This window comes from Edaphosphingomonas fennica, assembly GCF_003034225.1.
In the GTDB taxonomy this organism is placed as follows: domain Bacteria; phylum Pseudomonadota; class Alphaproteobacteria; order Sphingomonadales; family Sphingomonadaceae; genus Sphingomonas_E; species Sphingomonas_E fennica.
The window spans coordinates 12,673-29,569 of the sequence record NZ_PHHF01000073.1 but is presented as its reverse complement, the minus strand read 5'-3'; the positions used below and the strand labels follow the sequence as shown (position 1 = coordinate 29,569).

Below are 16,897 nucleotides of genomic sequence, written 5' to 3'. Positions count from 1 at the left end.
GAGGTTAGTCCGGCGAGCAGAGGCATTCTCAACTTACCTCATCATCACTGATACTCCATTTCAGCGCCGCAACGGCGCACTATCCTTGTACCCGAACTGGTGGCCATCGCGCGAGCGTGGATTCCAGCGCACCAGGCACACTACCGCGAAAACGTTGCCGGCAATGCCGTCCACGATTTCCTGGGCTGCGGCGTAATAGGTCCGATTTCCCGGACAGGAGGACGCGAGCACCCTGAGGCCGCGTTTCGTGCCGTCCTCGAGCGTGTTTTCGTAGGTAAGCTGCGCGTCGAGATAGGATTTGGCGGTCTTGTGGCCGCCCATCGACGTAAAGGGCATGAAGAGCCATCCCATGATGAGTCCTTTCTTGAGGAAGGAAACCGGCCGCTGGCCGTTTCCGGTTTGAGGATCGTCGGGCCGCGAGCGCTGGTCAGCAGGCGAACGCCCGCGTATCAAAGTCGCAGTATTTTCATGTCGTGCGGATGTGACCTTCCGCACCCGTCATTGTCGGAGAAGTCATGCTCGCCGCGTCGGCCATTGAGATAATCGGCGGCACGCCTTTGATCGCACTGGATCGCATCTACACGGGTCCTGGTCGCATCATCGCCAAGGCCGAGTTCCTGCTGCCCGGGGGAAGTGTGAAGGACCGTGCCGCCAAGGCGATCCTGCTTGCCGCAAGAGAGGATGGCCGGCTGAAGCCGGGAATGCCGGTCGTGGAAATGACGAGCGGAAACATGGGCGCCGGACTGGCGGTGGCATGCGCCGCGCTCGGCCATCCCCTCGTCGTCACGATGTCGGCAGGCAACAGTCCGGCGCGAGCGAAGATGCTCGAAGGACTCGGCGCCGAAGTGGTGCTCATCGCCCAGGTGGATGGAAGCCCGGGCCAGGTGACGGGTTCCGATGTCAATGCTGCCGCACAGGCGGCTTGCGCGATCGCCCGGGCGCGTGACGGTTTCTACGTCGATCAGTTCAACGCTGCAGAGGGGATCGCAGCGCACGAGACCACGACAGGCCCGGAGATCCTGGCGCAGTTCGGTGGCCCGGTCGACGGATGGGTTGCAGCGGTCGGCACGGGCTGCACCTTCGTGGGCGTTGCAAAGGCGTTGAAGCGCGCCAATCCCGGTACGGTCTGCGCCGCTGTCGAACCGCTGAACGCGCGGCCGCTGGCCGGAGAACCGGTGCTCGACGCCCGGCATAAACTCCAGGGCATCGGTTATGGCACGGTTCCGCCGCACTGGGATCCGTCGCTGATGGATATGAGTGTCGGCATCAGCGATGATGAAGCTGAAGAGTGGCGGCGTACTCTGGCCCATCGCGAGGGCCTGTACGTCGGCTATTCTGCCGCTGCGAACGTCTGCGCCGCGGCAAAGCTGCTGGCATCGGGGCGGTTGACGGCTGATGCCGTCGTGGCAACGGTGCTTTGTGATACCGGCCTGAAATACTGAACCTCGGCGTGGGGGTGGCCCCGATGGACGTGCATCCGGTCGGCTGCCGGCTGCGCCTTGCTCGCCGCGCCGAAGCTTTTGAGATACGCGAAAGCCTGTTCAGCCTTGGCGGCAGCGTGGATGATCGCGGTCTTGTCGCCGCGGAGGATACCGAGCCAATGCGCCACATAGCTCGCATGACTGTCATGGAGGACGTTGGGCAGACCAAGGTCAGCACAGCAGAGCCCCGCCCCGATCTCGGCGACCAGTTCTTCGAACGCATAGGCCTTGTCGCCGAAGCGCTTGCCGAAGGTCCGTGCGAGTCGGCTGGAATGGCCCGACCAGTGAACCGTCTCGTGGCAACGCGTGGACGCATAGTGATCCATGCTGCGGAAGGCCGTTCGGTTCGGCAGCTGGATATGATCGAAGGTCGGTGTGAAGTAGGCTTGGTTTCCGCCATGGCGAACGTCGGCAGGGATTCCCGTGAAGAAGGCGTCGATCGCCGCCTGCCGCTCGGACGGGATCAGAGGCTGCTCCGGTTCGTCAGAGGGGTAGAAATAGGCTGGAAGACCGTCGATCTGATCGGCGTTGAACACGATGTAATGGCGCAGGAACCGGATGCTCCGCTCCACTTGCTTGCCGGTTTCGGGGTGCTCCTCACGCTTCTTGAACGAGGAATAATAAACCGAAAGCGCGCCGGTTTGACCCTTGCGGACGTGCCCGCCTAGCGTTTCCGCCTGGCGCCAGGTCATCCAGTAACGCGAACGATAACCCTGGGCATCGCCGAGCGCCCAGAGATAAAGCGTATTGATGCCCTGATACGGCGTGCCGCAATGACGCAGCGGGCGTCCGCCCGCCCCGTTCAGCCGCCAGGGCCTCGACCAGGGCGGAACACCCTCCTCGAGCTTGCGGATGATGAGGTCGGTGATTTCGGCGGCGACATCGCGGCTCGTGCGTTTCGCAAGGGACATGGCGCTTCTCCGTGCGGAAGGGGAAAAGGCCGCCGGCACGGGACCACGCGCCGGCGGCAAGGCATCCAGGAGAAAGCGGCGTCAGGCCGCGAGAGCGTCCTGATCGGGCGATTCCGCTTCGATTTCGCAGGCACCGGACACTGTCTCGTCGACGCCAGCCACGCCAACCTCTTCGGCATCCTCGGGCTCGACGATCGCCTGCTCTTCAGGATCGCCTTCGGCGGGTTCGAGATCGTCCGCCTCGGTCTTGTCGAGGAAGCGCATGGCGTCGGGCACCCAGGCAAGCGCCGCGTCCCGGACCTCGGGCTCGACGATCGCTTCGCCCGCGAAGAGCTTCGCGCACGATTCCGAGATCTCCGACTTCTTCATCGTCGCGTGGCGCGCGGTCAGCGCCGCGCCGCCGACATCGGCGAGCAGCGTCAGGATCGAGCCCTTGCTGATGCGGTCGAAGAAGTTCTCGGATGTCGGCCGCCACCAGCTTGCGACATCGACATCCATGATCGTCGCCAACCGGTTGTGGAGCGGACACTGCTCGGCGCGGTAGCTCGCCTTCGCTTCGAGCGACATCGCCACGATGTAGGCGAGCCAGGCCGCCTTGCTGTCGTCGTCGAGCGCCCGGAACGCCTCGAACCGGTCGACCTCGGACTTGTGCTCCAGCCAACTCGCATCGAGCCCGTCATGGGCTTCGGCGAGATAGCCCCGCGCGCGGGTCGTCGGCTGGTCGCCACTCACCGGATCCTGCGGCGAGCGAGCGCGAATGGTCGAGCCATAGGCGCTGAACGTGCTGGCGCGATCGTCAATCATGACGAAGAGCGCATAGTCGAGCGCCAGGGCCGGATGGCTGAGCAGGGTCGCTGCGAGCACGTCGCGCCGCTGCATCGCCAGCTCATCGTAGAGCCGGGCGCTGAGCGGCTTGCCGCCCGGGGCGATCGCTTCGGGCGGCGGAGCAGGCGGCGTGTAGCTGCCGCCCGGGCCGGTCGAACCGCCACCGCCGGCACCATCGCCGTGGTCGTCCTCGCCGTTTTCATCAGCGCCGCCGATGCTGACCGGTTCCTCGCTATAATATTCGGTGTCGAGGACCATCTCGCCTCTGGGCGTCAGCTTGAGAAACGCGCCGACGAGCGGCTTGATCTCGTCAGGCAGCACCGGCGGGATGTTGTGGAGCGCGTGTTCTTCCTCGGACAGGGCATCATATTCCTGGTCGAGCGCCTTGTAGGCATCCTCATCGATGGTCTCGTCATCCATCTCCTCGGCGATGGCTTCCTGCCGCTGTGCAATCGCATCGAGGCGGGCCAGCTGCGCCTCGGTGAAATCAGGCTGCGGCAGGATCACCCGGTAGAGGCCGGTCGCCGCGCTATGCGTGTAGTTCGACGCAATCGGCCGGATCCAGGCGAGACCGAGTTCCTCGCCGATCCGCTTGGCTTCCGCTTCCATGATGTCCGCGGCGAGCCGCTGCGCGATCTCGGGGTTCACCCACTTGTCGCCGCTGTCGCTGAAAAGGTCGCGGTCGATCTTGCCGCCAGCCTCGGCATAGCGGTCCTCGCCGACCAGGATCGCGACCGGATCGGTCGACTTCATCGTTTCGTTGGCGATGACGCGGCGGATAGTGTCGGCATTGGCATAGCTGGTGCCGTAGCTGTTCCAGACGAGAAGCTGCTTCTCCTGGTTTTCGGTCGAGGCATAGGCCTTGGCGACGTCCAGCGTGATGGTGCCTTCGCTCAGCGCCTCGAAGATGGGCTCGGCCAGGGTCGCGAGCCGCAGGCGGCCCTCGACGAACCGACGGGTGAGGCCGAAGCGCTTGGCGACACCGTCGATATCATTATTGAGACCGATGAAATACTGGAACGCGCGGCATTCCTCGGCAGGCGTCATCTTGAGCTGATGGAAGTTGGCCGCGGTCGAGGTCTCGGACAGGGTCGCCTCGTCGCCGACGAGAACCTTGACGGGAACATCGTAGGTTTCAGGGTCGATGGTGCCGCGCTCGGCGAGCATGAGCAGACCGCGCAGGCGGCGACCGCCATCGAAGACCTCGAAAGTGCCGCGCGGCTTTTTCACAGGCGTGACGAGCAGGTTCTGGAGTACGCCGCGAGCTTCGAGATCGGCGGCCATCTGCGGTATTTCCAGCAGGTCGTCGGGCCGCCTGCGGACATTGATGGGAGAAAGCGTAAGCTTCGAGAGCTTAACGGTCGTGGTCATCGGAGGAACTCCTTCTGGCATCCGGATCAGCCCGGACACCAGCATCACTCCCCCTTCCCTCTCGAACCCCGGGGCGCCCCGTGGGCGTGGCTTTTTTCCGCCGGACAACCTACATTGTCTTCTCTTCCGGCCTCGAAAGAATATGATCTGCGGTGACCTCCACGACGCTCCGTTTGAACATGCCGCAATGGCAGGGTGGCGATGAACCCGCCTATAGCTTTGGTTCCGAATTGTTGCGCTGGCTTGCCCCGCCGCATGACGGCCCCGAGGAAACCGTGGCGGTTCCGGAACCGGACGGAAGCTCCCCGCCGGTTAGCCGTGGCATCAAGTGGTGCGCCGCCCTCTTGTCTCAAGCAAGAGCGGCGCGCGAAGCCATCGAGCGGCATGCGCCCGATCGGATCGTGACGCTTGGCGGCGACTGCCTGGTCGATCTTGCGCCGATGGCGTATCTAAGCCGCAGATATGGTGAAAAGCTGGGCGTTCTCTGGCTCGATGCCCATCCCGACGTGATGAGCGCTGCCGAGTTTTCGCACGCCCATGCCCATGTGCTTGCCCTGCTGCTTGGCCGGGGCGACGAGGCTTTCACGGCAGAAGTGCCCCGCAAGCTGGACGCCCGGCGTGTGATGATCGCCGGCATGCAGGGATGGAACGCGGATGAAGACCTGATCCTGAAGGAACTGGGCATCCGGCATATCCCGCCAGCCGTCCTTGCTGACAGCAGCCGGCCGATCCTCGACTGGATCGAGACCGAGGGAATCACGCATCTTGCGGTACATTTCGACCTCGATGTCCTCGATCCGGCTCATTTTTCTCCGCTGCTGTTCAACAGGCCGGGCATGCCGGAGGGGGCCTTCGATGGAATAGAGCAAGGCCGTATGCAGCTGGACCAGGTGGTGCGCCTGTTGAAAGAGATCGGCGCGGCAGTGGATATGGTTGGCCTTGCCATCGCCGAACATCTGCCATGGGACATGCTGCGCCTGAGAAACAGCCTTGCCGAGTTACCCATCATGAAATCATGAAACTCACTGTGGGCTGAAACCGCCCCGAGTTTCGGAATACCAATGGCGCACCACTCGCGAAGCTATCCTCGCCGCTTTGGACACGCCCTCCCCCCGATCTCGAGGTAAACGTCGTCACCGCTACGCGATGCTTCACAATCTGAATGTGACGGACTTCTCCTGTGAGAGCGGCGCTGACCGCCGATGAGACGTCATTAGAGGGTGTCAATGACCAACGAAACCCGCAGTGCCGACTGTTTCGGTGACATCTCGTGCTTGATGCAGAATGCACACCAGCTGCGCTTCGTCATTCAGGATCGGAACGGACACCGTCTGCCAATAGCGCTCGAGAAACCGGCCATCGGAACCCCGCAGGTCATAGCGCTGTGCTTTCATGGCATGCTGGCGCCGTCCCTGTGCCGCGATGCGGATGGAATCAAACAAGCCTGCGACGCCGGTTGCATCCTCAAGATCCGGATTATCCGGAAAGACGTCAAAGAGCCTTTCTCCGGCCACTCTGCTGCGCTCGGTATAGGTGATGGCAGTATGCGCATCGTTGACGTCGAGGATTCGCATACCAGCCCTCGGATCGATGATCATCGTAGGCTGGGTAGAGGTCTCCGTCAGGCGTTGAAAAAGGCTCCGATCACATGATGATAGCGCGCCAAATTCAATAGGATATCTCTGCACGCCAAGTGCGGCGGCGTTGAGCAATGCAAGCTCGCGTTGAATTGAACGGATCTGCTGCAGCAGATAGCTGCGCTCGGTGTCGGCAACGTCTGCGCCCAGGCAGGCCCTGAATTTCTTCAAGTTTTCGTGCAGGATGAAGCGTTGCACATTACCCCCTAAGGTTTCAATTGTGCCTCGGATCTATGAACTTCTCCGGTCCCGAGAAGTTTCCCCGACTCGCTGGCATCTGCAACGCAATAAATACACTGAATGACCTCTGAGCACAGGAACGTCTCCGAGCCATAGTGGGTAAAGGATGACCACATGATTCGCCCAGCGAATGTCTGTCTGGGCCTTGTGAATGGCGGCGGCGGGCGCATTGTCCCGCCACTCCCCGGCCGATCGCAAGATAGGGAAATCAAGTTCTGCAATCTCGATCCGGCGCACTTCATGGCCTGCCGCCTCGCCGCCCGCCGCATAGGCATCCGCAAGCGCATGAACGTACCGGGTCCCGTTTGGGTCGGGATGCCCATCGATAATCGTGATGCGGGTCATGACATCTCCTGAATCCGCCATCCACGCATCGTCGTGCAATTGGGATTATCCCGGAGTGTCGGTGGCGACAGGCACCGGCCAGCCGAGATGAAATCACTTGAGCTATGAGGGGGAGCGTTTCTTCCTCGCAAGAGTCGGGAAACTGGCGGAGGAACCCTGATTACAATACATGCGACTGTGCGGAACGCATGGCCAATAGCTCTGCGGCCATGTTGGGGGTGTTCTCCCATGGGGCACTACACAAACGGAGGATCGCGGTGACCCAGAGAATATCGCCGCTTTCGAGGGGGGAAGAGTTTTGAGCGATTTTCGTTTCCTGCATGCCGCCGACATTCATCTCGACAGCCCGCTCCATGGCCTGTCGAGATATGAAGGTCTGCCCGAGGACGACATAAGAGGAGCCACCCGCGCGGCTTTCGACAATCTGGTACAACGCGCCATCGACGAAGATGTCGATTTCGTCGTGATCGCTGGCGACCTCTTCGACGGTGAGTGGAAGGACATGAGCACCGGCCTCTATTTCGCCCGCGCCATGGGCCGCCTGGATCGGGCCGAAATCCCGGTGTTCCTTCTCGCCGGCAACCATGATGCCGCCTCCGTCATCACCCGCAGCATTCCCTGGCCGCCCAATGTCCGCCTGTTCAGCGCGCGCCGACCGGAAACCCATCTGCTTGCCGAGCTCCAGGTCGCGGTCCACGGACAGAGCTTCTCGACACCGGCTGTCACCGACAATCTCGTTCCGTCCTATCCCGCCGCTGCGGAGCATCACTTCAATATCGGGATGCTGCACACCGCGCTGGCAGGCCGGAAGGGCCACGCCGATTACGCGCCCTGCAGCCTGGATGATCTCAAAGCCAAGCAATACGACTACTGGGCGCTCGGCCATGTCCATCAACACGAGATCGTGTGCGAGGCGCCTCATGTCGTCTTCCCGGGCAACATCCAGGGTCGCACGATCCGCGAGACGGGCCCCAAGGGCGCGGTGATCGTCACCGTGGAGGATGGTCAGGTTTCCTCCATCGATCGATTGGATCTGGATGTGATCCGCTGGCTCGCGGTCGATATCGACTGTACCGACGTGCCGGCCGATAGCATTGCGGAACGCATGCGCTCGGCGCTTCTTGAAGCGTGGCAGCACGGCGGCGATGGATTGCCGCTCGTTACGCGGCTTGTGCTGACGGGCGAGACCGACAGCGCCGGCGCGCTCATCGACAGCGCCGCGGACCTGCGCGACGTCGCGCGCGCCGTGGCCGCTTCGATCTCGCCCAATCTCTTCATCGAGAAAGTGAAGCTGCTCGTGACGAAGCCCGCCGCCGCCGGTGAGGTGATTGTCGGCGACGATCTCGCTGCCTTGATCGATCGGGCCGCCACCGATCCTCAACTGCACGAACTGCTGGCCGCGGACCTTGCGCCCTTCCTGCTCGCGGCGCAGAGCCTGCTCCCCGATGCCGACGAAGCGGACCTTCGCCGCTATGCCGGCGACGGCAAGTGGGACGCGGTCATCGGAACCGCCGCCCAGGCGCTCCGCTCGCGTTTGACGAAGGGGGACTGAGCGATGCGGTTCGCCACCCTGTCACTCGAGCGTTATGGTCGTTTCGAGGATTGCGAGCTTTCCTTTCGCCAAGGCGAGCCCGATCTTCACGTGGTGTACGGCGCCAACGAAGCGGGAAAATCGACCTCGCTTGCGGCGGTCTCCGATCTGTTGTTCGGTTTCCCGGCACGGTCTCCCTACAACTTCGTCTACGACTACGCCCTGCTGCGCGTTGGGGCCGTGCTCGAGGACGAGGGGCACAGCTTCGCTTGTCGCCGCAAGAAGGGGACGGCCGGGACACTGATCGATGCCGAGGATCGTCTCCTCGACGAAGCTATGCTGCTCGCCATGCTGCGGGGGCAGACGCGCGAGACATTCGCACTCTCCTTCAGCCTCGACCAGGATGGCCTGCGAGCGGGCGGGCGGGCCATGGTCGAGGCCCGCAACGACCTGGGCCGAGCCCTCTTTGCCGCAGGCTCCGGGCTCACGGGTGTTGCGGACGAATTGGCTCGCCTCGAGAGCGAAGCCGATGCGATCTGGGGACAACGCGCCGCGGCGAGGCGGAGCTTCACGCAGGCCCAACGCGATTTCGAAGCGCAGACCCGAGCAGTCCGGGACCAGGCCCTCAAGCCGAAGGCTTGGCTCGATGCCAAAGGCGCGGTCGCGGACGCCCAGCAGATGCTCGAAGAGGTTCAGCGGCGGCGCGACGAAGTTCTTGCCGAGGTCAGCCGCCTCGAGCGCATCCGCCGGATTGCGCCTGCCGTCCGTCTTCGCAGCGACCATCTCGCGGCGCTTGCCGCCCACATGGATACGATTGATATCGGGCCGCAGCGCGAGCACGCCGCCGAAGCGGCAATGGCCGAGATGGAGGCCGCTTCGCGTGCAAGGGCCGCCGCGCAGAATCTGGTGAACGAAGCCCGGGCACAGATCGAGGCGCTTTCTCCTGATCCGTCGGTCCTCGCCCACGACGCCGAAATCGACGCGCTGATCGCTTCGTCGGGCGCGGTGACAAAGGGTCAACAGGACTTAGCGCGTCTGAGCGAGGAGCGATCCGCATCGGGAGGTCTTGTCGCCCGGCTCCGCGCCGAAGCCGGCGCGCTCGCCTCCGATCCCCCCACCCGGATCGTAAGTTCCAGACTGCGCGAAATCGCGCTCGGTCATGCCGAGGATCTCGCGGCGCTCCGGCAGATCGACGAGAGTGAGCAGGACCTGGCTGAAAGGCGTGTCGCGATCGAGCGGAAGATTGCGGATCGCCCCCAAACAGGAAATCTGACCGCGATCGTAACGGCGATCGACCTTGCCAGGACCCTCGGGGCCGATGCGGACGCGCGCTGCGAACTGGCGCAGCGCAAAGCCGACCGGGCCGCGGCCAGCCTGGACGTGGCGCTCGCTCGGCTCACGCCCTGGAGCGGGGACGCATCGGCCCTGGCCGCGCTTCCCAGACTGGCACGGCACGAAATCGAAGACGTGCGATCCGTCCTTGCCGAGGCCGAGACCGATCTGCAGCGGGCAACAGACGCCGCTTCGCGCGCCCGCGAAGAGGCCGAGGCGCTCTCGCTCGAAATGGAGCAGCTCTCGTCGGGCGCTGCGGTGGCTGACGAGGAGATCACCGCGGTTCGAAGCGAGCGCGACGCGTTCTGGCGACCGCTGCGCGCGCACATGCGGCAAGGCATGGCCCTCCCCTCCCCTGATGAAGCTGTCGATGCTTATGAGACGGCAGTCGCTCGAGCAGATGAACGCGGAGATGCCCGCTACGCCGCCGCCGACGAGTCGAGCCGTCTGACGGTCATGGGTCAACGCCGGACCAGGCTCCTTCTGGCCGCTGACCAGGCGGACACGCGCGCGCAGGCGGCAAGCGATCGTCGCGAAAGCGCGCTGACGGGCTGGGCACGAAAGTTGGCGGAGGCGGGCTTTCCGGCGTTGGAGCCCAATCGGTTCCTCGGTTGGGTGTCCGAGCGGGAAACGGCTGAAGCAGCACATCAGGAGGCAATCGATGCCCACGACGATGCCAGGGCGATCGTTGCGCGGCGCAATGAATTGCGTGCCAGCCTGGTCGCCGCCCTCGCAGACGAGTCGGTGCCCAAGGGAGAAGACCTCCTGCCGCTGCTCGCCTTCGCCACACGGATTCGGCAAGCCGGCGAGGCGGCCGCCGAGCAGCACAGACTCGACGAGGCCGCACTCGTACAAATCGGGCAGGATGCGGAAGGTCTGCAGCGCCGCCGCACGCGTGTCGATGAGAGTATGGCGACGCGGATGGAGGCCTGGCGCGCGCTGCTGGTCGAAGCGGACATCGATCTCGACATAGCCAGCGCTCCGGCAACTCTCGACGTCCTGGACGAGCTCAGAGCCGCGATTGCCGCGCAGCGAGACCTGCAGACACGCATCGACGGCATAGCGAGAGACGCGCGTGAACATGACGAAAGCGTTGCGGCCCTAACCGAAAGGCTGGGGATTGCCGCCTCGGGCGGCGGAGTGACGCTACTCGAAGGGATGCGGGCCCGGCTCTCGGCGGCGCGCTCGACCGCAAGCGTCCTGGAGGCACTCGAGGAAAGCATTGCCGGCCGAAGCGCTGAGATGGCGGCCGAAGACGCACGGCATGCTGCGGCCTGGGCTTCGCTGACCGCGCTTCTGGAGGAGACGGGCGCTACCGACCTGCAGGGCCTGGGTGCGGCCATCGAGCGTTCGCGAGCAGCGCGCGCCCTGCGCCACGCGGTCAGCGAAGCGGAAGCCGCGATCGTCGCGGCGGGCGACGGCAAGGGACTGGATGAGCTTGTCGCGTCCCTGGAAGACGTCGATGCTGACGGTCTGGCTGTCCGAATCCAGTCGCTCTCGGGGCAGCTGACCCAGCTCAACGATGAGGTTGCCACTGCCGCAAGCGCCCACGGCGATGCCAGGAGAGTCTTTGCCGGTCTGGAGGCGCAAAGCGGCTCGTCCGCCGACGCGGCCTCGGATGCCGAGCAGGCCCGGGCCGAGCTCGCTGTTCTTGCCGAAGATTTTATCCTGAAGCGAACCGAGGCCGTCACGCTACGCTGGGCGATTGAACAATATCGCGAGCGCCATCAGGATCCCATGCTGCTGCGCGCAAGCGAGATCTTCCGCCGGCTGACGATCGGGCGGTATGCGGCGCTGCGGATCGACAGCGACGGACCCAATTCACGGCTCCTGGGGTTGCGCGACGATGGCAGGACCGTGGTGGACGTCGGGGCGATGAGCGAGGGAACCACGGACCAGCTCTTTCTCGCGCTTCGCCTCGCAGCTGTCGAGCAATCCATCGCGGCCGGTGTTCGCCTGCCCTTCCTCGCGGACGACTTGTTCGTCAATTTCGACGATGAGCGTTCCGAGGCCGGTTTCAGGGTGCTGGCGGAACTCGCGCGATCGACGCAGGTGCTGTTCTTCACCCATCACCCCCATCTGGCGGCGATCGCCCGATCTGTCGTCGGCGAAGACCTTCACTCGGAATGCTCCCTGGCCTGAGACAGCCGAGCGACCTTCAGATCAAGCCGCCCTGGACTGGCTGTTCGAATCCGGAACGCGCTGCTCCGACACTCTTTCGGCGCTTTGTGTACGCAACCTGCAGCGGCACCTGTCCTCGTCCCATTCGATGCGCGCCAGCGAATATCGGTGCCGCTGGCAATTGCCCGACGGCTTCGATCTAAGGCCGCATGACGTGGCGGAGGCTGCGGAAATGCGGCAGCGGGTCAAGGACGCCTTGAAGGACGGCAAATAGCGGAGCGCGGCCTCCAGCGCCTTCGCCCGGTTCTCGACTCCACGGCTCCCCAACTTGCGTTTTCTCGTCAGTATGATTATATTTTAATCGGACTGATAACAGGTGATAAACATGGCGACCGAGACGAAGGTATTGACCGCGCATGTCCCTCTGGGGCTCGCGGAAAAGGTTGAAGCAATGGCCTCGCGACTCGAACGCTCGCGCGGCTGGGTGGTGAAGCAAGCGCTCGCCGCCTGGGTCGATCAGGAGGAGGAGCGTCACCGGATGACGCTCGAAGCCCTGGAGGATGTCGATGCCGGACGGGTGATCGACCACCAGGCGATCACGGCATGGGCCGACAGCCTTGGGACGGACAAGCCGCTACCCTCGCCGGTCAAATGAAGATCCAGTGGACCAGCAAGGCGTCGTCGGACCTTGTGCGACTGCACGAGCATCTGGGTCCGGTCGCCCCCGAAGCGGCGGCGCGCGTGGTCCAGCAACTCGCCCACGCACCGGATCGGCTGATCGATTATCCGAGGATCGGCGAGAAGCTGGAAGCCTATGAGCCGCGCGAGGTCCGCCGGATCATCGTCGGCAACTACGAGATGCGCTACGAGATCGCGGCCGGAACGATCTTCATACTGCGCCTCTGGCATTGCCGCGAAAACCGCAACTTCGAATCGGAGCAGTAGCGAGGATGCGATCGACCACCGCCGCAGTCGCTTCTATCCTCAGACCAGACCGAAATCCTGAAATTCAACCTGCCGCAGTCGGCCGGACAGCCATTTCAGAGTAGCTCTCACGGGTTCCGCCAGTCCCGGTTGACCGACGATGGCACCAGGAATGTGGTCGGCTTCGATCCGCTGAAAAACTTGCACTTCGGCTTCACGGTCGGTGGGAAAATGGGGTGCGAGGTCTCGCCTCTCCTCTTCGCCGCCAGCGAACCTCGGCTCGCTCACGCACAAAATCGAAACAGAGACGGCGTCTTTGTTTCCGTCCAATCGGCCGTAATCACTGGCGTATGCCAAATGATCGGCTGCTGCCAGATCGCGGCGCGGCCATAAGCCATGCTTCACGACCCCAGTGAGATTCGCAGCTTGGGTGAAATGCAGCAGGAACCGCACGTCGCGGTCCAGGGCGATCGAGCGGATATGCGTCCTGCGGGCCTCGTTCATCGCAATGATCCCATAGACGCCTCCAATACCTCCGCCCAGTCTTTGACGCCGCGCGGCGCCATCCACGTTATCTCAAGACCGGGCCGAGCATATCGCAACGCCGCGCGTGCCGCCGCCAGTTCACCTTCGGCGTCATTGTCGACGGCGAGGATCAAGGATGTCAGACCTTGCGGCAGCAGGATCTGATCGAGACGCCGTGCACCCAAGCTCGCCCAGCAGGGAGCTCCTTGAATGAGGGTGAAGGCCCGCGCGGTTTCGAAGCCCTCGGCAAGCGCCAGGCAAGAAGCCGCCCGCCCTCCCCCTTGCCATGCCCCCTGCCCTGGCCGCCCCAGCATGAGCTTCATGCGGTACTTGCCGGTTTCCCGGTCGAGGAAGATGCGCTGGATGGCAGTCAGTCGCCGCCCTTCGCGCACGGCCACGAGCAAGGCGGGATGGAACGTGGTCCAGGGCTTGGGACGATAAGGACAGCGTGGATGAAATCGGAGATCATCGGTAGGCGGCTCGAGATGCCGCAGCGTCAGGTAACGCTCAGCGAGAGTGCCCGGGATCGGAAGCCCCTTCTCCCAGAGCCGTGCGGCATTGCCCGAAGCGCGCGCGGGCATGTCCCGGTAGGAGTAGTGTTGCCGGATCGGTATCCGGCGCAATTCGCGCAGGACATCTTCGCGATCACAACCGGCAAAGCAAGTGACAAGAATACCGCGATCGCCCTGACGGATCGAGAGGCTTGGTGTGCTATCAGCATGCGCCGGGCACAGGCACATGGCGGTGCGGCCATGCCAGGTGCCACCGAGAGCACCTACGAGATCGATGAGTTCCTGGGATGGTCGTCGGGCTGTAAGCGGCATGGCATTCCTCCTGCTTGCATGCCCCTGCCCCTCTCCCTCTTTCTCCCGGCCATCAGATCGCGGTCTATCTGTGCTCCGGGCTGCGTGCGCGGATCGAGGAAGCGCGAATAGCCACCGGGGTGCACGGCCGGTTTGCGGATGGGATTTCCTGCGAGCGGAATGAATGCCTCGATGGCGGTGGGCCTTGTCGCCGCCTATTCGAGCGCCAGGAGAACATCGTCAGCGGCAGTTCTGGCCCTGTCCGATTCGTGGACCACCGCCAACTCGGATGCCGCCGGGAAGGAATTTGAGTTCCATTCTCGAAGCGGCGACAAGACCGATCTATGCTTGCCGCCAATTCTGGCGATCACTTGATTCGCATGGAAACCGGAGCTTGTCCGTTCGCCCGGAATGATCCCGGACTCTCCATCTGAGAGCAGCGTTGTCCTTGCATGATGGCGCCAGCTGCTACCAATTTGACTAACCACCATCCTTTTGGCATAGCTGTCCGGGATAAGGGGTCTTTTTTCGACCTTTTTCACGAACCAAGGCCAATTTGGGTTGAGAAGGGGGACAACGCCCATGCTGTCGGGTCAGATTCTCGATGCGATGATCACCTCGTGCGAGAATGCAAAAACCGTTCTGCGGCAAGCGGCGATAGATCCATCCGACAGGAAAACCCTCAATATTTCAATGGGGGCCTCGGTCGCCGCGGAGTTTCTGGGGAGGACGCCCGAAGCCCTGTCCAAGGCGGAAGCGCGTGGACGCCTTCCTGCGCCGAAGACGTCCGCCAACGGGCGCAGATATTACACGGTCGAGGATTTGATCGCGATTCGCGAAGCGCTCGGTATCAAGATGGGCAAATTGCCGTCCGAGCGAGCGGTCGTCGTGGCCGTGCAGAATTTCAAGGGCGGTGTCAGCAAATCGACCACGGGCAAGCACCTTGCCGATTATCTTGCCCTGCGGGGTTACCGGGTTCTTGTCGTGGACTGCGATCCCCAGGCTTCGATGAGCGTGATGTTCGACGTCAATCTCGAGGCCTTGGTCGACGAGACCCATACGCTGTCGAATTTCCTGTCGCCGCGCATCGACGAAGCGGATTCGCTGCGCAAGACGATCCAGAAGACAGCCTGGCCCAATATCGACATCTGCCCGGCGAACCTCGGCCTGCAGGACACCGAATGGGAACTGACCGCGACGATCGAGGAAGGACCGACAGCGATCGCGGGCGCGTTCCGCATGCTGCGGATCGGACTGGAGGAAGTTCGTCACGACTATGACGTCGTCATTCTCGACCCTCCCCCGGCCATGGGGTTTCTCGGCGTGAACACGCTGACTGCGGCCGATGGCCTGTTGATCCCCGTCCCTGCCCGGCAGCTCGACTATCTGTCGACCATTCATTTCATGCAGACCTGCCGCGAGGCGATGGATCTCGTCTCCAAGTTCGACACGTCGATCGACTATGGCTTCATTCGGGTCGTCTGCACGATGTTCCAGCCCAGTCGCACGAACGAGGCGCAGATGCTCCAGGTCATGGAGAAGACCTACGCCGGACAAATGCTCTCGACACCGATTCTGCTCTCGGAAGAGATCAAGAATGCGGGACTTTCGATGTCTTCGATTTACGAGATCAACAAACCCTACGGCTCGCATCAGACCTATGTTCGCTGCCGCGACAATCTCAACATGGTCTTCCGCGAGGTAGAGAAAGACATCTGCAAGCAGTGGCCATCGCGGATGGCGCAGCTTGGCACCGATCGGTTGACGGAGGCCGCATGAGCAGCGCGGGGGGCAGACGGCGGAGTCTCTTGGCGAACGCCATCGAAAGCATCGGCACGACACCGCCCCCGACACGCGCGGCCGATGGTCCCGTCGCCGGGGATCACGCGGATCGAGAAAAGCCCGCCGAAGAACCGGCGACACCGTCCTTCCTCGAACGGCGCGGGGTTGCGTTCGATGAGATCGCGCGCACCGTCAAGCGCCTCACCATTCGCCTGAAGCCGTCGGAATGCTCGATCTGGCCAGGCAATGCGCGCGACTATGCGGCGCTTAGCTATGACCGCTGCGCCTCCCTGATTGAATCGATCAGGGAGGAAGGAACCAATCGCGAACCGGTGGTCGTCAGGCGAACCCCCAATGCCGAACAGCCCTATGAGCTGATCGTCGGCACACGTCGTCATTTTTCGATCTCCTGGCTCCATGCGAACAACCATAGCGAGATCGAACTCGTAGCCCGGATCGAAACGCTCGATGACGAAGGCGCCTTCCGTCTCGCGGACCTGGAAAACCGGGAGCGCGAGGACGTCACCGATCTCGAGCGGGCCCGAAATTATCGGCACGCGGTGGAAGCCTATTATAAGGGCGTCAGGGCGCAGATGGCCGAGCGCCTGGCGATCCCCAAGCAGAATCTTCACAATCTGCTGCAACTCGCCGAACTCCCCGACGAGGTGGTGAGCGCATTTGCGGAACCAGGCGACCTGAAGGTCCGTCACGGCATGCGCCTGTCGCCGCTCATCAAGGATGAGCGCTATCGCGACGCCATTCTCGGTGAGGCGGCCATAATCGCCGCCGAGCAGAAAGAGCTGCTGGCCGCCGGCGCGGAAAAGATCGAGGGCAGCAAAGTCTGCGAACGCCTGGCCGCGGCCGTGACACCTTCCAGGCCTGCGCCTTCGCCAAAGGCGAAGCCGGCTCTGACGGCAGCTTCGGGCAAGGAGATCGGACAAGTTCTCGCCGATACCAAGGCGAAGGGCATCACGATCAACATCAATCCAAAAGGCCGCGCATCGGTCGATGAGATTCTGGACGCACTGCGTCCGGTCATCGAGAGCGCGAGATTTGCGCGATAATGAGA

The 16,897-nt window shown here is 63.2% G+C and carries 15 protein-coding genes and 1 pseudogene; 9 read left to right on the top strand and 7 right to left on the bottom strand.

The genetic code is table 11. The annotated features are described in order from the left end of the window. Window positions 1-81: 81 nt before the first annotated feature. Window positions 82-351 (bottom strand): annotated as a pseudogene (locus CV103_RS17570) (DUF6927 domain-containing protein); the annotation flags it as partial. A 164-nt stretch (window positions 352-515) separates the two neighbouring features. Here CV103_RS17570 and CV103_RS17565 point away from each other — a divergent pair. After that, window positions 516-1,442 carry a PLP-dependent cysteine synthase family protein gene (locus tag CV103_RS17565; protein WP_020819407.1) on the top strand — a complete coding sequence of 309 codons (927 nt, stop codon included), beginning with the start codon at window positions 516-518 and terminating at the stop codon, window positions 1,440-1,442. Here CV103_RS17565 and CV103_RS17560 read toward each other — a convergent pair. Both CV103_RS17560 and CV103_RS17555 read right to left on the bottom strand, forming a co-directional pair. Continuing rightward, window positions 1,331-2,392 (bottom strand): ArdC family protein, encoded by a 1,062-nt coding sequence (locus CV103_RS17560; RefSeq protein ID WP_081796477.1) that lies wholly within the window; start codon window positions 2,390-2,392, stop codon window positions 1,331-1,333. The two genes, CV103_RS17565 and CV103_RS17560, sit on opposite strands and share 112 nt — an antisense overlap. 81 nt (window positions 2,393-2,473) lie before the next feature. Then, window positions 2,474-4,588, bottom strand: coding sequence for a ParB/RepB/Spo0J family partition protein (locus CV103_RS17555; protein WP_020819396.1), 2,115 nt, complete (start codon window positions 4,586-4,588; stop codon window positions 2,474-2,476). Between the two features lie 152 nt (window positions 4,589-4,740). On the opposite strand from CV103_RS17555, the gene CV103_RS17550 reads away from it, so the two are divergent. Continuing rightward, window positions 4,741-5,607, top strand: a complete 867-nt coding sequence (locus CV103_RS17550; protein ID WP_021222983.1) for an arginase family protein — start codon at window positions 4,741-4,743, stop codon at window positions 5,605-5,607. A gap of 204 nt (window positions 5,608-5,811) precedes the next feature. Here the strand turns inward: CV103_RS17550 and CV103_RS17545 are convergent, their stop codons facing one another. Together CV103_RS17545 and CV103_RS17540 are read right to left on the bottom strand one after the other, a co-directional pair. Further along, the gene (locus CV103_RS17545) at window positions 5,812-6,423 is read right to left on the bottom strand and encodes a PAS domain-containing protein (protein ID WP_020819394.1); all 612 of its coding nucleotides are present in this window, start codon (window positions 6,421-6,423) and stop codon (window positions 5,812-5,814) included. A gap of 33 nt (window positions 6,424-6,456) precedes the next feature. Then, the gene (locus CV103_RS17540; protein ID WP_079640273.1) at window positions 6,457-6,810 is read right to left on the bottom strand and encodes an NAD(P)H-dependent oxidoreductase; all 354 of its coding nucleotides are present in this window, start codon (window positions 6,808-6,810) and stop codon (window positions 6,457-6,459) included. 298 nt (window positions 6,811-7,108) lie between these two features. On the opposite strand from CV103_RS17540, the gene CV103_RS17535 reads away from it, so the two are divergent. The 4 genes from CV103_RS17535 to CV103_RS17515 all read left to right on the top strand — a co-directional run bounded on the left by CV103_RS17535 (window position 7,109) and on the right by CV103_RS17515 (window position 12,739). Then, window positions 7,109-8,362, top strand: a complete 1,254-nt coding sequence (locus CV103_RS17535; RefSeq protein ID WP_020819392.1) for a metallophosphoesterase family protein — start codon at window positions 7,109-7,111, stop codon at window positions 8,360-8,362. Window positions 8,363-8,365: 3 nt separating this feature from the next. Next, window positions 8,366-11,815, top strand: a complete 3,450-nt coding sequence (locus CV103_RS17530; RefSeq protein WP_020819391.1) for an ATP-binding protein — start codon at window positions 8,366-8,368, stop codon at window positions 11,813-11,815. Window positions 11,816-12,179: 364 nt separating this feature from the next. Next, window positions 12,180-12,449 (top strand): CopG family ribbon-helix-helix protein, encoded by a 270-nt coding sequence (locus CV103_RS17520; protein WP_020819389.1) that lies wholly within the window; start codon window positions 12,180-12,182, stop codon window positions 12,447-12,449. Then, complete coding sequence (locus CV103_RS17515; protein WP_020819388.1) at window positions 12,446-12,739, top strand: type II toxin-antitoxin system RelE/ParE family toxin; 294 nt, start codon at window positions 12,446-12,448, stop codon at window positions 12,737-12,739. The genes CV103_RS17520 and CV103_RS17515 overlap by 4 nt, the downstream gene beginning before the upstream one ends. A 39-nt stretch (window positions 12,740-12,778) precedes the next feature. Here the strand turns inward: CV103_RS17515 and CV103_RS17510 are convergent, their stop codons facing one another. After that, a complete protein-coding gene (locus CV103_RS17510; protein ID WP_020819387.1) occupies window positions 12,779-13,222 on the bottom strand; it encodes a hypothetical protein in 444 nt (147 codons plus the stop codon). Continuing rightward, on the bottom strand, window positions 13,219-14,067 hold the full coding sequence (locus CV103_RS17505; protein ID WP_021224597.1) for a DUF7146 domain-containing protein: 849 nt from the start codon (window positions 14,065-14,067) through the stop codon (window positions 13,219-13,221). Before CV103_RS17505 ends, CV103_RS17510 begins: the two co-directional genes overlap by 4 nt. A 171-nt stretch (window positions 14,068-14,238) precedes the next feature. Here CV103_RS17505 and CV103_RS22210 point away from each other — a divergent pair, with 171 nt between their 5' ends. The 3 genes from CV103_RS22210 (at window position 14,239) to CV103_RS17495 (ending at window position 16,892) form a co-directional block, all read left to right on the top strand. Continuing rightward, a complete protein-coding gene (locus CV103_RS22210; RefSeq protein ID WP_020819384.1) occupies window positions 14,239-14,421 on the top strand; it encodes a hypothetical protein in 183 nt (60 codons plus the stop codon). Between the two features lie 207 nt (window positions 14,422-14,628). Then, window positions 14,629-15,825 (top strand): AAA family ATPase, encoded by a 1,197-nt coding sequence (locus CV103_RS17500; protein ID WP_015460581.1) that lies wholly within the window; start codon window positions 14,629-14,631, stop codon window positions 15,823-15,825. Next, entirely contained in the window at window positions 15,822-16,892 is a 1,071-nt protein-coding gene (locus tag CV103_RS17495) for a ParB/RepB/Spo0J family partition protein (RefSeq protein WP_025160828.1), read from the top strand. Before CV103_RS17500 ends, CV103_RS17495 begins: the two co-directional genes overlap by 4 nt. Window positions 16,893-16,897: the final 5 nt, after the last annotated feature.